Source organism: Streptomyces sp. NPDC058663 (assembly GCF_042716745.1).
Classification (GTDB): Bacteria; Actinomycetota; Actinomycetes; order Streptomycetales; family Streptomycetaceae; genus Streptomyces.
In genome coordinates this window covers 25,446-38,858 of the sequence record NZ_JBHXRV010000043.1, presented here as the reverse complement: position 1 = coordinate 38,858, position 13,413 = coordinate 25,446, and the positions used below count along the sequence as shown (strand labels likewise).

The 13,413-nt window shown below is 71.9% G+C and carries 13 protein-coding genes; 2 read left to right on the top strand and 11 right to left on the bottom strand.

Annotated elements, in window-relative coordinates:
- Positions 1-45: 45 nt before the first annotated feature.
- From yajC to ACFWVV_RS27900, 8 genes are all read right to left on the bottom strand, one after another.
- Positions 46-513, bottom strand: coding sequence for a preprotein translocase subunit YajC (yajC, locus tag ACFWVV_RS27935; RefSeq protein ID WP_384355673.1), 468 nt, complete (start codon positions 511-513; stop codon positions 46-48).
- A 163-nt stretch (positions 514-676) separates the two neighbouring features.
- Positions 677-1,747, bottom strand: a complete 1,071-nt coding sequence (gene ruvB / locus ACFWVV_RS27930; RefSeq protein ID WP_384355671.1) for a Holliday junction branch migration DNA helicase RuvB — start codon at positions 1,745-1,747, stop codon at positions 677-679.
- 64 nt (positions 1,748-1,811) lie between these two features.
- Positions 1,812-2,441: a Holliday junction branch migration protein RuvA gene (gene ruvA / locus ACFWVV_RS27925; protein ID WP_384355669.1), complete on the bottom strand. Its 630-nt coding sequence runs from the start codon at positions 2,439-2,441 to the stop codon at positions 1,812-1,814.
- Complete coding sequence (gene ruvC / locus ACFWVV_RS27920; protein WP_384355667.1) at positions 2,438-3,004, bottom strand: crossover junction endodeoxyribonuclease RuvC; 567 nt, start codon at positions 3,002-3,004, stop codon at positions 2,438-2,440. The genes ruvA and ruvC overlap by 4 nt, the downstream gene beginning before the upstream one ends.
- Before the next feature lie 152 nt (positions 3,005-3,156).
- A complete protein-coding gene (locus ACFWVV_RS27915; RefSeq protein ID WP_384355665.1) occupies positions 3,157-3,912 on the bottom strand; it encodes a YebC/PmpR family DNA-binding transcriptional regulator in 756 nt (251 codons plus the stop codon).
- A gap of 62 nt (positions 3,913-3,974) precedes the next feature.
- On the bottom strand, positions 3,975-4,568 hold the full coding sequence (pdxT, locus tag ACFWVV_RS27910; protein ID WP_384355663.1) for a pyridoxal 5'-phosphate synthase glutaminase subunit PdxT: 594 nt from the start codon (positions 4,566-4,568) through the stop codon (positions 3,975-3,977).
- A 5-nt stretch (positions 4,569-4,573) separates the two neighbouring features.
- Positions 4,574-5,461 (bottom strand): pyridoxal 5'-phosphate synthase lyase subunit PdxS, encoded by an 888-nt coding sequence (pdxS, locus tag ACFWVV_RS27905; RefSeq protein WP_384355728.1) that lies wholly within the window; start codon positions 5,459-5,461, stop codon positions 4,574-4,576.
- A 563-nt stretch (positions 5,462-6,024) separates the two neighbouring features.
- Positions 6,025-6,570, bottom strand: coding sequence for a hypothetical protein (locus ACFWVV_RS27900; protein ID WP_384355661.1), 546 nt, complete (start codon positions 6,568-6,570; stop codon positions 6,025-6,027).
- A 155-nt stretch (positions 6,571-6,725) separates the two neighbouring features.
- Here ACFWVV_RS27900 and ACFWVV_RS27895 point away from each other — a divergent pair, with 155 nt between their 5' ends.
- Positions 6,726-7,943: a hypothetical protein gene (locus ACFWVV_RS27895; RefSeq protein WP_384355659.1), complete on the top strand. Its 1,218-nt coding sequence runs from the start codon at positions 6,726-6,728 to the stop codon at positions 7,941-7,943.
- Between the two features lie 142 nt (positions 7,944-8,085).
- On the opposite strand, the gene ACFWVV_RS27890 is transcribed toward ACFWVV_RS27895, so the two are convergent.
- From ACFWVV_RS27890 to pgsA, 3 genes are read right to left on the bottom strand one after another with little or no spacing between them, the layout of a single operon-like run.
- On the bottom strand, positions 8,086-9,261 hold the full coding sequence (locus ACFWVV_RS27890) for a glycosyltransferase family 4 protein (RefSeq protein WP_384355657.1): 1,176 nt from the start codon (positions 9,259-9,261) through the stop codon (positions 8,086-8,088).
- Positions 9,258-10,151 (bottom strand): phosphatidylinositol mannoside acyltransferase, encoded by an 894-nt coding sequence (locus ACFWVV_RS27885; RefSeq protein WP_384355726.1) that lies wholly within the window; start codon positions 10,149-10,151, stop codon positions 9,258-9,260. The genes ACFWVV_RS27890 and ACFWVV_RS27885 overlap by 4 nt, the downstream gene beginning before the upstream one ends.
- 59 nt (positions 10,152-10,210) lie before the next feature.
- Entirely contained in the window at positions 10,211-10,867 is a 657-nt protein-coding gene (pgsA, locus tag ACFWVV_RS27880; protein ID WP_384355655.1) for a phosphatidylinositol phosphate synthase, read from the bottom strand.
- Positions 10,868-11,153: 286 nt separating this feature from the next.
- Here pgsA and ACFWVV_RS27875 point away from each other — a divergent pair, with 286 nt between their 5' ends.
- Entirely contained in the window at positions 11,154-13,361 is a 2,208-nt protein-coding gene (locus ACFWVV_RS27875) for an elongation factor G-like protein EF-G2 (RefSeq protein WP_384355724.1), read from the top strand.
- Positions 13,362-13,413: the final 52 nt, after the last annotated feature.

The following is a 13,413-nucleotide window of genomic DNA, read 5'->3' as shown; positions in this document are numbered from 1 at the left end:
GACCGTGGTGCCCCTCCCGGGTGTCACCGCGGCCCGCGGAAGGACCTACTTCGCGTCGCCCTCGTCGGCCTTCTTGTCCTTCGGCTCGGCGTCGGCGGCAGGCTCGGCGGCCTCGGGCTTCTTGCCGAGGTCGATGCGGGCGACGTCGTCGTCGGAGGTGTCGGCGGAGCCGGTCAGCGACGAGGCGTCGTCCGGGACGACGGGGCTGTCGGCGTCGAGCTCGGGGGCTTCCTCGCCGTGCACGATGCGGTTGTACTCGACGTCGTCGAGGACGGCGCCGATGGCGTTCTTCGCGTATACGGCGTGGACGCCCGGGGCGACCTCAAGAAGGACCGTGTCGTCGTGAACCTCCTTGACCGTGGCGTACATGCCGCCGATGGTGCGCACACCGGTGCCGGGCTGCATTTCGTTGCGCATCTGCGCAGCGGCCTGCTGCTTCTTCTTGGCGGACCGGGTCATCAGGAACATGGCCCCGATGAGCACGATGAAGGGGAGGAGGGTCACGATACTCACGGGACGGAACTTCCTTCGCACGACCGCGTCGGAGGCGGCCTGTATATACGGGGTGGGCATGCCGAACCGGAAGGTCGGCATCGGCGGAGTCTAAGCGAGTCCGCCTGCAGGGAACAACGCCCAGCATCGCACCGAGGTTCCTGACTGTGCGCCGTCCACACCGTCACGCCCCGAACAGACCCGGTTGTCCGCTTCTCCCGGGACCCTGCTGGGGCGGTACGAGACCCAGGTGCGCCCAGGCGGCGGGAGTGGCCACTCGTCCCCGGGGTGTTCTGGCCAGCAGGCCCTCCCGTACGAGGAAGGGCTCGGCGACCTCCTCGACGGTTTCGCGCTCCTCCCCCACCGCGACCGCGAGGGTGGACAGGCCGACGGGGCCGCCGCCGAAGAGCTTGAGGAGTGCTTCGAGCACGGCGCGGTCGAGGCGGTCCAGTCCGCGTGCGTCCACCTCGTACACCTTGAGCGCGGCGGCGGCGATCTCCCGGTCGATGAGGCCCCCGTCGGTCTTGACCTGGGAGTAGTCGCGGACCCGGCGCAGCAGCCGGTTGGCGATGCGGGGGGTGCCGCGGGAGCGGCCGGCGATCTCGGCGGCTCCGTCCGCGCCGATCTCCACGTCCAGCAGGCGGGCGGAGCGGTGGATGACCCGCTCCAGTTCGGCGGGTTCGTAGAACTCCATGTGCCCGGTGAAGCCGAAGCGGTCGCGCAGCGGCGGCGGCAGCAGACCGGCCCTGGTGGTGGCGCCGACCAGGGTGAAGGGCGGCAGTTCGAGGGGGATGGCGGTGGCGCCGGGCCCCTTGCCGACGATGACGTCGACGCGGAAGTCCTCCATCGCCATGTACAGCATTTCCTCGGCCGGACGGGACATCCGGTGGATCTCGTCGAGGAAGAGGACTTCGCCCTCCTGGAGGGAGGAGAGGATCGCGGCGAGGTCGCCCGCGTGCTGGATGGCCGGCCCGCTGGTGATGCGGATGGGGGCGCCCATCTCGGCGGCGATGATCATGGAGAGGGTGGTCTTGCCGAGGCCGGGGGCGCCGGAGAGCAGGACGTGGTCGGCGGTGGCACCGCGTGCCCTGGCTGCCCGCAGCACCAGGTCGAGCTGCTCCCGGACCTTTTCCTGGCCGACGAACTCCTCCAGGTCCTTGGGGCGCAGCGCGGCCTCGACGGCCTGGTCCTCGCCGTCGGCGGCGGAGTCGACCAGCCTCGGATCGGCGTCGGGTCCGGTGTCGTCCCAGTTCATGTACGGATCGCTCTCGGGTCGGGTGCAGTACGCGGGGCTGCCGCGGTACGTGGGAGGGCGGGGGTCAGCGGGCCCGGTTGAGGGTCTGCAGGGCTGCCCGCAGCAGCTGCGGCACGGGCGGCTGGGTGCCTTCGGCCAGGGCTGCCTCGGCCTGCGGGGTGACTGCCGACACCGCTTCCTCGGCCTCGCGGGAGGCGTAGCCGAGACCGATCAGGGCGGCGCTCAGCTGCTCGGTCCAGGGGGCGGGGCCCTGGGCGGCGCGCCGGGTGCCGGCGTGGCCTCCGGTGCCGAGCGGCGTGCCGAGCCGGTCCTTCAGTTCGAGGAGTAGTTTCTGCGCGCCCTTCTTGCCGATGCCGGGAACGGCGGTGAGGGCCTTTTCGTCGCCGGTGGACACCGCGAGGCGCAGGGCGTCGGGGCTGTGCACGGCGAGCATGGCCTGGGCGAGGCGGGGGCCGACGCCGCTGGCGGTCTGCAGGAGCTCGAAGACCTGCCGCTCGTCGTCGTCCGCGAAGCCGTACAGGGTGAGCGAGTCCTCCCGTACGACGAGGGAGGTGGCGAGCCTGGCGTCCTGGCCCATGCGCAGGGTGGAGAGGGTGTCGGGCGTGCACTGGACGGCCATGCCGATGCCGCCGACCTCGATCACCGCGGTGGTGGGGGCGAGTGCGGCCACCGGGCCACTGACGAAGGCGATCATGAGGTGCGGCCTTTCCTGACGGTGCTTGCGGTACGGGCGGGAGCGGTACGGGACGCGTGCGCGGCGACGGCCTGCTGGAGCCGGTTCTGCGCGGGGGCCCGCCAGATGTGGCAGATGGCGAGGGCGAGCGCGTCGGCGGCGTCGGCGGGTTTCGGCGGGGCGTCGAGCCGCAGCAGGCGTGTCACCATGGCGCCGACCTGCGCCTTGTCGGCCCGGCCGCTGCCGCTGACGGCGGCCTTGACCTCGCTGGGGGTGTGCAGGGCGACGGGGATGCCGCGGCGGGAGGCGCACAGCATGGCGACCGCGCTGGCCTGGGCGGTGCCCATCACCGTGCTCACGTTGTGCTGGCTGAAGACGCGCTCGACGGCGAGGACTTCGGGGCGGTAGTCGTCGAGCCACTGCTCGATGCCCCGCTCGATGGCGACGAGGCGCAGCCCCAGCTCGGCGTCGGCGGGCGTCCGTACGACACCCACCCCGCACATGGTCAGCGGACGTCCCGCCGCCCCTTCGACCACGCCCACCCCGCACCGGGTCAGCCCGGGGTCCACACCCAGTACCCGCACCGCGCCCCCTTATTGACTCACCTGTTTGTGCAGGCTATCGGCTCGCACTGACAATCGGGCCCGCCAACACAGTCCCGCCGTCACAGGCCCGGCAACGCGACGGGCCGACGGGAAGGTCTCCCGTCGGCCCGTCGTCGTACCGTCACTGCCGACTACTCGGCGTCGAGAGCGGCCATCACCTTGTCGCTGACGTCGAAGTTGGCGAAGACGTTCTGCACGTCGTCGCTGTCCTCCAGCGCGTCGATCAGCTTGAAGATCTTGCGCGCGCCCTCTTCCTCCAGCTCGACCTGCATGGTCGGCACGAAGGTGGCATCGGCCGAGTCGTAGTCGATGCCGGCTTCCTGGAGCGCGGTGCGGACCGCGACCAGGTCGGTGGCCTCGCTCAGCACCTCGAAGGTGTCGCCGAGGTCGTTGACCTCTTCGGCACCCGCGTCGAGCACCGCGCCCAGCACGTCGTCCTCGGCAAGCTCGCCCTTGGGGACGATGACGACGCCCTTGCGGTTGAACAGGTACGAGACGGAGCCCGGGTCGGCCATCGAGCCGCCGTTGCGGGTCATGGCGACGCGCACGTCGGAGGCGGCGCGGTTGCGGTTGTCGGTGAGGCACTCGATGAGCACCGCGACACCGTTCGGGCCGTAACCCTCGTACATGATCGTCTCGTAGTCGGCGCCACCGGCTTCGAGACCGGCACCACGCTTGACGGCAGAGTCGATGTTCTTGTTCGGGACCGAGCTCTTCTTGGCCTTCTGGATGGCGTCGAAGAGGGTCGGGTTGCCCGCCAGGTCCGCGCCGCCCGTGCGCGCCGCGACCTCGATGTTCTTGATCATCTTCGCGAAGAGCTTGCCGCGCTTGGCGTCAATCACGGCCTTCTTGTGCTTCGTCGTAGCCCATTTAGAGTGGCCGGACATCTGCCTGTCTCCTTCGCGTAACCAATTCTGCTGCGTTCGGCAGAGATCCTACCGGGAGCCGGTCAGGTCGCGGCGCGCACCATGTCGACGAACAGCGCGTGCACCCGGTGGTCCCCCGTGAGTTCCGGGTGGAAGGACGTGGCGAGCGCACGGTGCTGCCGTACGGCGACGATGTGACCGCCGTGCTCGGCGAGCACCTCCACCTCGGCTCCGACGGACTCCACCCACGGTGCGCGGATGAAGACGCCCTCGACCGGGCCGCCTTGGATGCCGGTGACGTCGACGGTGGTCTCGAAGGACTCGTTCTGCCGGCCGAAGGCGTTGCGGCGCACGATCATGTCGATGCCGCCGAGCGTCTCCTGTCCGGACCGGGGGTCGAGGATCTTGTCCGCGAGCAGGATCATCCCGGCGCACGTGCCGTAGACCGGCATGCCGTCGGCGATGCGGGCGCGCAGCGGCTCCAGCATGCCGAAGAGCGTGGCCAGTTTGGACATGGTGGTGGATTCGCCGCCGGGGATGACCAGGCCGTCGACCTCGGCGAGTTCCTCGGGGCGCCGGACCTCCCTGGCCGTGGCGTCGGCCACGGCCAGGGCGACCAGGTGCTCCCGTACGTCGCCCTGGAGTGCCAGGACGCCGACAACGGGGTTGCTCTTCACGGCAGTTACCAGCCCCGGTTGGCGTAGCGCTCGGCCTCGGGGAGGGTGTCGCAGTTGATGCCGACCATGGCCTCGCCCAGGTTGCGCGACGCGTCCGCGATGATCTTCGGGTCGTCGAAGAAGGTGGTGGCGCGGACGATGGCTGCGGCGCGCTTGGCCGGGTCGCCGGACTTGAAGATGCCGGAGCCGACGAAGACGCCCTCGGCACCGAGCTGGCGCATCAGCGCGGCGTCGGCGGGGGTGGCGACACCACCGGCGGAGAACAGCACGACCGGGAGCTTGCCGAGCTCGGCGACCTCCTTGACCAGCTCGTAGGGGGCGCGGAGCTCCTTGGCGGCGGCGAACAGCTCGTTGTTGTCGTAGCCGCGCAGCTTGGCGATCTCGTTCTTGATCTGGCGGAGGTGGCGGACCGCCTCGACCACGTTGCCGGTGCCGGCCTCGCCCTTGGAGCGGATCATGGCCGCGCCCTCGGCGATGCGGCGCAGGGCCTCACCCAGGTTGGTGGCGCCACAGACGAAGGGGGTGGTGAAGGCCCACTTGTCGGAGTGGTTGACCTCGTCGGCCGGGGTGAGCACCTCGGACTCGTCGATGTAGTCGACACCGAGCGACTGGAGGACCTGGGCCTCGACGAAGTGGCCGATGCGGGACTTCGCCATGACGGGGATGGAGACGGCCTCGATGATCTCTTCGATCATGTTGGGGTCGGACATCCGGGCCACGCCGCCGTCCTTGCGGATGTCGGCGGGGACCCGCTCCAGCGCCATGACGGCGACGGCGCCCGCGTCCTCGGCGATCTTCGCCTGCTCGGCGTTGACGACGTCCATGATCACGCCGCCCTTGAGCTGCTCGGCCATGCCGCGCTTGACGCGGTCGGTGCCGGTGGCGGCCTGCACGGCCTTCTCCGCGTTCGCGGACTTCTCCGACTTGGCGGGCTTCGTGGACTTGGACGACTTCGCGGACTTGCTCGACACGGGGACCTCGCTGGGTGAAGAGGGTTCTTGCATCTCCAGGACAACCGCCCCGGACATCTCCGAGACAACCTCCCCGGACCAGTCCACTGCAAGGGCCAATGGTGAGCCGGTGGCTCGTTTTCCGGGACCCGCGCGACGGAGGTGGCACCCGGGAGGCGGGAGTGGGAGCCCGGGATACGTGCCCCTGGGGCCGCGTCAGGCGGGCCAGCAGTGCCAGGAAGCGGCGGGAAGCGCCCGGCGAGCCACACCGTCTCCCTCCGGACGGCCGGTCCGCCATGACGTCCCGGCAGCCGGCCCCGGTCGCGTCCCCGGGCTACCAGGCGTCATGGCGCCGGGCGCCCGGGGGTCACACCCCCCGGGCGGCCAGGGCTCACGCCCGGCCGACAAGAGGCCACTTCCCCTTGGCACCCAGGGCTCACGTCCCCGGGCGGCCAGGGCTCACGTCCCCGGGCGACAAGAGGCCACGTCCCCCCGGCGCCCAGGGCTCACGTCCCCGGCCGGTCCGCCAGCGCCACCGGAGGCTCGTCGTCCATCTCGAACGCCAGAGGGAAAGGGGCGTGCCCCGCCAGCCGGAACCACCGCACCTTGCGGTGCCTGCGCAGCGCACGCGCCGCCCGCACCGAGTCGTTGTGGAACCGCCGGGCCATCGGCACCCGGCGCACGGCAGCGGCCAGCTCCTCGGCGGCCTCCTCGCCGCCCGGCGCCGCCTTCAGTTCCTCCACCTGCTCCGGCTCCCCGAAGACCGCCCGCAGCGCCTGGCTCAGCTCGCTCTCGGCGACCTCCCGCTGCTCCTCCTCGGCCTGCCGCGCCGCGTGCGACGCCTGGTACAGCACGATCGAGGCGGCCGGGTCGAGCACCCCGGACGTCGCCAGCTCCTGGGCGACCGAGGCCCGCCGCAGCAGTTGCGCGTCCAGCGCGGCGCGGGACGCGTCGATACGCGCGTGCAGCCGGTCCAGCCGTCCCGCGGTCCAGCTGAGGTAGAGCGCGATCGCGACGAGAACGACGATGATCCAGATGAGGGTTACGGTCACCCGCCGAGGCTACCCGGGCAGCGGCCCGCACCCTCCGTGGCGGGCGACGCGTGCCCGGCCCGCCGCAGGACCGCTCCTCGCCCCTTGGAAGCCCGCCACCTGTCCGCGAGACTCGTCAGCGCCCGCACCCCCACGCTTTGGAGGGACAACCACCCATGGACAGAAGGAAGTTGCTGACCGCCGGCAGCGGTCTGGCAGTGAGCGCCCTGGTCGCCGGGCGGGCGAGGGCCGATTCCCGCACCCCTCCCGCCGCCGCCCGCATCGCCGACGCCCTCGGCGCCCCCGGCACGGCCACCGTCCAGTACGGCCCCGGCTGGACCCACACCCGCCTCACCCTCCACGACGGCCCCGTCCCCCTCGGCGTCGACGTCCTTGCCCACACCCGCCACACCCCGGTCGGCATCGCCTACCTGCTGCCCGGCGGCGGCCTCAACTTCGCCGCCGACTTCTTCACCCCCCGTGCCCACAACCTCGCCCACCGCCTGTGCGACGAGCGGCAGCTGGTGATCGGCATCAGCCCGCGCGAGGATCTGGCGCGACCGGCCGACCTGACCGCCGCCCTGGGGCAGGCCGCGCACAAGGCGGACGCCGCCAAGGTGGTCCGGGCCGTCGACCGGGTTCTGCGCCTGCCGTACCAGCTGCTCGGCCACTCCGCGGGCGCCGTCCTCGCACTCGACCTGGCCTCCACGGACCGCTCGCCCCGCCTGCACCGGGTGGTGCCGCTCGACACCACGGGCCCGTACACCGGCCCCGAGGCACTGCGCGCCGCGCGGATGCGCGACGCACTCCAGGCGCAGCTCGACAACGGCGTCCTGTACGGCGACACCGGTCTGACAGGGCTGATCGCCCGCGCCCTCACCGACCCCGACGGCCCGTCCCCGGTTCCCCGCCCGGTGGACCCGGCCACCCGCTTCACCCATGCCGGCCTCGCGCACTTCGCGCTGATCCGTACGAGCTCGCTGCCCGGCGACACCCACTGGATCTACACCCAGGGCTACAGCGCCGGCTCCTACACGTTCGCGGACACCCCCGCCGACGACCGCTTCTCGCTCACGCACACACCTCTGAGCACCTGGGGCGAAGCCACCAGCGCACTGGGCAGCGGCCTGGTGCCGCACGCGCTGCTGCGCGACCTGGCGGCGATCTGGGCGGGCGACGACACCACCTACCGGCTCGACTGGGCGGGGATCCGCGCCCCGGTGGTCTGGGTCAACATGGAGCTGGGCCGGGGCGACGAACCGCACGGCGCCGAAGCCATCCGCGCCGGCGGCAACGACGACGTCACGTTCCGCGTGGTCCCGGGCTACGCCCACGCGGACCCGGTGTGGAGCACGACGGCGGACAGGGACGTCTGGCCGCTGCTCACGCCGTAACCCGGCCACGACGCAGCAAAGGCCTGAACCGCGCAAGGGACGCCTGGCCGCTCCCCACGCCGAAACCCGGCCACGACGCCGCAAAGGCCGGAATCGCACACCGGACCCGCCGGGGCCCCGGGCCACCGCACTCCGCCCGCCGCTACTCCCGCCCCAGCCCGAAGCGCCCCCACCGCCCGGCCCGCGGCCCTTCCCCCACCGGCACCGACGCCACCGAAGCGGCCCCGTCCGCCACCGTCTCGTACACGGCGAGGATGTCCGCACCGACCGTCGACCAGTCGAAGCGGCGCACATGCGCGCTGCCCCGCCGGCTGAGCTCGGCACGCCGCTCGTCGTCGGCGAGCAGGCGCACGGCGGCCGAGGCGAGCGCGTCCGCGTCCTCGTTGGCGAAGATCTCGCCCGCTTCGCCCTGGTCCAGCACCTGCACGAACGCGTCCAGATCGCTGGCGAGCACCGGGGCGCCCGCCGACAGTGCCTCGACCAGGATGATGCCGAAGCTCTCGCCGCCGGTGTTGGGTGCCACGTACACATCGACACTGCGCAGCAGCCGCGCCTTGTCCTCGTCGCTGACCATGCCGAGGAACTCGACCCGCGTGCGCAGTTCGGCGGGCAGCGAGGCGACCGCCTCCTGTTCGTCGCCCCGGCCCGCGACCAGCAGCCGGGCGTCCGGGAACTCGGCGAAGATCTTCGGCAGCGCCGCCATCAGGACCGGCAGACCCTTGCGGGGCTCGTCGATGCGGCCGATGAAGCCGAGCGTGCGCCCCTGCCACTCGGGCTTGGGCTCGACGGCGTCGAAGAAGCCCACGTCGACGCCGTTGGGGATGACGACCGCGTCACCGCCCAGGTGCTCGACCAGGGTGCGCCGCGCGTACTCGCTGACCGCGATACGGGCGCGGATCTTCTCCAGCGCGGGCTGGAGGATCGGATAGGCGGCGATCATCGCGCGCGAGCGCGCCGTGGAGGTGTGGAAGGTGGCCACGATCGGCCCCTGCGCCGCCCAGCAGGTCAGCAGCCCGAGCGAGGGCGAGGCCGGCTCGTGGATGTGCACCACGTCGAACTCGCCCTCGTGCAGCCAGCGCCGTACCCGGGCCGCCGACAGGAAACCGAAACTGAGCCGGGCCACCGAGCCGTTGTACGGAACCGGAACGGCACGCCCCGCCGACACCACGTACGGCGGCAGCGGCGTCTCGTCGTCGGCGGGGGCCAGCACCGACACCTCGTGCCCCCACCGGATCAGATGCTCGGCGAGGTCCCTGATGTGGAACTGGACGCCGCCCGGCACGTCCCAGGAGTACGGGCAGACGATCCCGACCTTCACTCCAGCCCCTCCGGCCGCGTCTGAAGATCCGCCAGCCACAGTCGTTGCAGCATGTGCCAGTCCTCCGGGTGCTCGGCGATCCCGCCGGCGAAGGCATCCGCCACCGCCTGTGTCATCTCTGACGCCTTTTCGCCCCGGGTACCTGACGCAGGCACCTCCACCGGCGGGTGAACCTGCCCGCGCATCGCCTTCGGACCTTCGTACCAGAGCGTGACGGGCAGCAGCAGCGCACCCGTCTGCTGCGCCAGGATCGCGGGCCCGGCCGGCATCCGCGTGCTCTCGCCGAAGAACTTGACCTCGACGCCGGACGCGGAAAGGTCCCGGTCGGCCACCAGACAGACCAGGCCGCCGCCGCGCAGCCGCCGGGCGAGCGTGCCGAACGCCGACCCGCCGGTGTGCGCAACGACCTCCATGCCGAGGCCCTCGCGGTACGCGACGAACCTGTCGAACAGCGTCTCCGGCTTGAGCCGCTCGGCGACCGTCGTGAACGGGTGGCCCAGACACGAGGTCGCCCAGGCTCCGGCGAGGTCCCAGTTGGCCATGTGCGGCAGCGCGATGACGACGCCCCGGCCGGAGTCGAGGGCGTCCGTGATCCGGTGGTCGTCGTGGATGCGGACCTCGGCGGCGATGCGCTCGGGGGTCCAGACGGGCAGCCGGAAGGACTCCATCCAGTACCGCATGTACGAGCGCATGCCGGCCTTGGTCAGGGCGGCGAGCCGTTCCGGGCTCGCGTCGGGGACGACCCGGGCGAGGTTGGCCTCCAGCTGCCGCACGCTCTTGCCGCGCCGCTTGGTGACCTGGTCGGCGATGGTGCGGCCGAGCCGTACGGCCACCGGCTCGGGCAGCATCTTGACGCCGCTCCAGCCGAGTCCGTACAGGCCGTCGACCAGCTTGTCCCTGGTGCCTGGCCGCTCCCCCGCGGCCCGTGCACCCCCGCCCTTGGTGCCGCTCACGAGGTGGCCCCGTTCCCGGTCGCGGCGTCCGCCTCGGCCGATTCCCGCCGTACGGTCACCACGCGCTGGCCGAGGGTGACCAGCGAGCCCACGGCCACGGCCCACAGCGCGACCGGCAGCAGCACCTCGACGCCGGGCAGCCCGAACTTGTGCAGTCCGGCCACGCCGGCCGCGACCAGCGTGATGACCAGGCGCTCCGCCCGCTCGACGAGGCCGTTGACCGCGACGGGCAGCCCGATCGCCTCGCCGCGGGCCTTGGTGTACGACACGACCTGACCGCTCGCCAGACAGAAGATGGCGACCGCGCAGAGCACGTTGTCGTTGCCGTGGCCCGCGTACCAGAGGGCGAGCCCGCCGAAGATGCCCGCGTCGGCCACCCGGTCCAGCGTGGAGTCGAGGAACGCGCCCCACCTGCTGGACACTCCGGCCTGCCGGGCCATGTTGCCGTCGACGAGGTCGGAGAAGACGAACAGGGTGATGACGATGGTGCCCCAGAAGAACTCCCCGCGAGGGAAGAAGACCAGCGCACCCGCCATCACTCCGGCCGTACCGATGAGCGTGACCGCATCGGGGCTGACTCCGCGACGGAGCAGGAATGCGGCAAAGGGTGTGAGGACACGCGTGAAGAATGCACGCGCGTACTTGTTCAGCATGGCCTTCCCGAGGGGTCGGATCGCCGAGCGGCCCCTATGACCACCGGCTGGCCCATCGTAGCCACGGTGGCCCGGCCGCACCGCCGGGCACCCGGCCGGACGCCGTGTCCCTACGACAGATGGCGGCATTCGGCCCCACGGCGGAGCGCACCGGGGTATGGACGCACAGTGACCCGAGTGGAAAGCTCGAATGACCGCGGGCGTCATCGGTGCCGCCACGCCGTTGCGGCTCCTCATGTCCGCGCCCTTCTCCTCACCGTGCACGATCACCGGGAGGCCGGACACCATGGGCGACAAGACTCGCGCGACGCACACCCACTCCGGAGCCGCCGGCAGGGCGACGACGGCCGACCACCCCGCGTCGTTGCGGAACGTGGTGCTGGTCGGCCACAGCGGATCGGGCAAGACGACCCTGGTGGAGGCCCTCGCCCTGGCAGCGGGGGCGGTCAACAGGGCGGGCCGCGTCGAGGACGGCACCACCGTCTCCGACCACGACGGGATCGAGCACCGGCAGCAGCGCTCCGTCCAGCTCACCCTGGTCCCCGTCACCTGGAACGGCATCAGGATCAATCTGCTGGACACTCCCGGTTACACCGACTTCGTCGGGGAGTTGAGGGCCGGTCTGCGCGCCGCGGACGCGGCCCTCTTCGTCGTCTCGGCATCGGACGGCGTGGACGGCGCCACCCGGATGGTGTGGGAGGAGTGCGCGGCGGTCGGCATGCCGCGCGCCATCGTGGTGACCCACCTGGAGGCGGCCCGCGCCGATTTCGAGTCGATGACCGACTTCTGCGCCGAGGCCTTCGGGTCCGACGACCCGGACGCCGTGCTCCCGCTCCACCTCCCCCTGTACGGCGAGCGCGGGAGCGACGGCCACGCCCCGGTGGCCGGTCTCCTCGGCCTGCTCCCGCAGAAGATCTACGACTACTCGCACGGCACGCGCACGGAGCGCGATCCCGACCCCTCCCAGCTGCCCCGCATCGAGGCCGCCCGCAACCGGCTCATCGAGGGAATCATCGCCGAGAGCGAGGACGAGTCCCTGATGGACCGCTACCTCGCAGGCGAGGAACTCGACCTGGAGACCCTGATCGGCGACCTCGAACGGGGCGTCGCCCGCGGCACCTTCCACCCGGTGCTCGCCGCCGCCCCCGCCCCCGAGGGCAGCCGCCACGGCCTCGGCACGGTGGAGATCCTGGAGCTGATCACCGGCGGCTTCCCGACCCCGGCCGAACACGAACTCCCCGCCGTCACCACCTCGCGGGGCACGCCCTGCCCGCCGATCACCTGCGACCCCGCGGGCCCACTGGTGGCCGAGGTGGTCAAGACCGCCTCCGACCCCTACGTCGGCCGGATCTCCCTGGTCCGGGTCTTCTCCGGCACACTGCACCCCGACGAGACCGTCCACGTGTGCGGGCACGGCCGCACCCAGGAGGGCCGCGCCCTGCACGAGGCGGACGAACGGGTCGGCACCCTCTCCTCCCCCTTCGGCAAACAGCAGCGCCCCCTCCCCCACGCCATCGCCGGTGACCTCGTCTGCGTGGCCAAACTCACGCGCGCGGAAACCGGCGACACCCTGTCCGCCAAGGACAACCCGCTGCTGATGGAGCCCTGGCCGATGCCCGAACCGCTCCTCCCGCTCGCCATCGAGGCACACAGCAAGGCGGACGAGGACAAGCTCTCGCAGGGCCTCGCCCGGCTCGTCGCCGAGGACCCCACCATGCGGCTCGAGCAGAACCCGGCCACCCGCCAGCTGGTCCTGTGGTGCCTGGGCGAGGCGCACCGCGAGGTCGCCCTGGAGCGACTGCGGTCCCGGTACGGGGTGCGGGTCGACACCGTCGAGCACAAGGTGTCGCTCCGCGAGACGTTCGGCGAGCGGACCGCGGGGCGCGGCCGGCACGTCAAGCAGTCCGGTGGGCACGGCCAGTACGCCATCTGCGAGATCGACGTGGAGCCGCTGCCGCCGGGCACCGGCATCGAGTTCGTCGACAAGGTGGTCGGCGGGGCGGTGCCGCGCCAGTTCATCCCGTCGGTGGAGAAGGGTGTACGGGCCCAGGCCGCCCGCGGTCTGGCCGCCGGCTACCCCCTGGTCGACGTACGGATCACCCTGCGCGACGGCAAGGCCCACTCGGTGGACTCCTCCGACGCCGCCTTCCAGACCGCGGGCGCACTCGCCCTGCGCGAGGCCGCCGCCGACGCCCGGATCGACCTCCTGGAACCCGTCGCCACGGTCACCGTCCTGGTTCCCGACGACTACGTCGGCCCGGTCATGAGCGACCTCTCGGGGCGGCGCGGCCGGGTCGTCGGCACCGAACAGGCGGGCCACGGCCGCACCCTGGTCCGGGCCGAGGTCCCCGAGATCGAGATCGGCAGGTACGCGGTCGACCTGCGCTCCGTGTCGCACGGCACGGGCCGCTTCAGTCGTACCTACGCCAGGCACGAGGCCATGCCGCCCCCACTGGCAGGCAAACTCCGCCAAAAAGAGCAAAACGACCGCTAGTTGACCGTTTTGCGGTAGTACTGACCGCCCAACTCCCTTGCGGCGGGCGGCA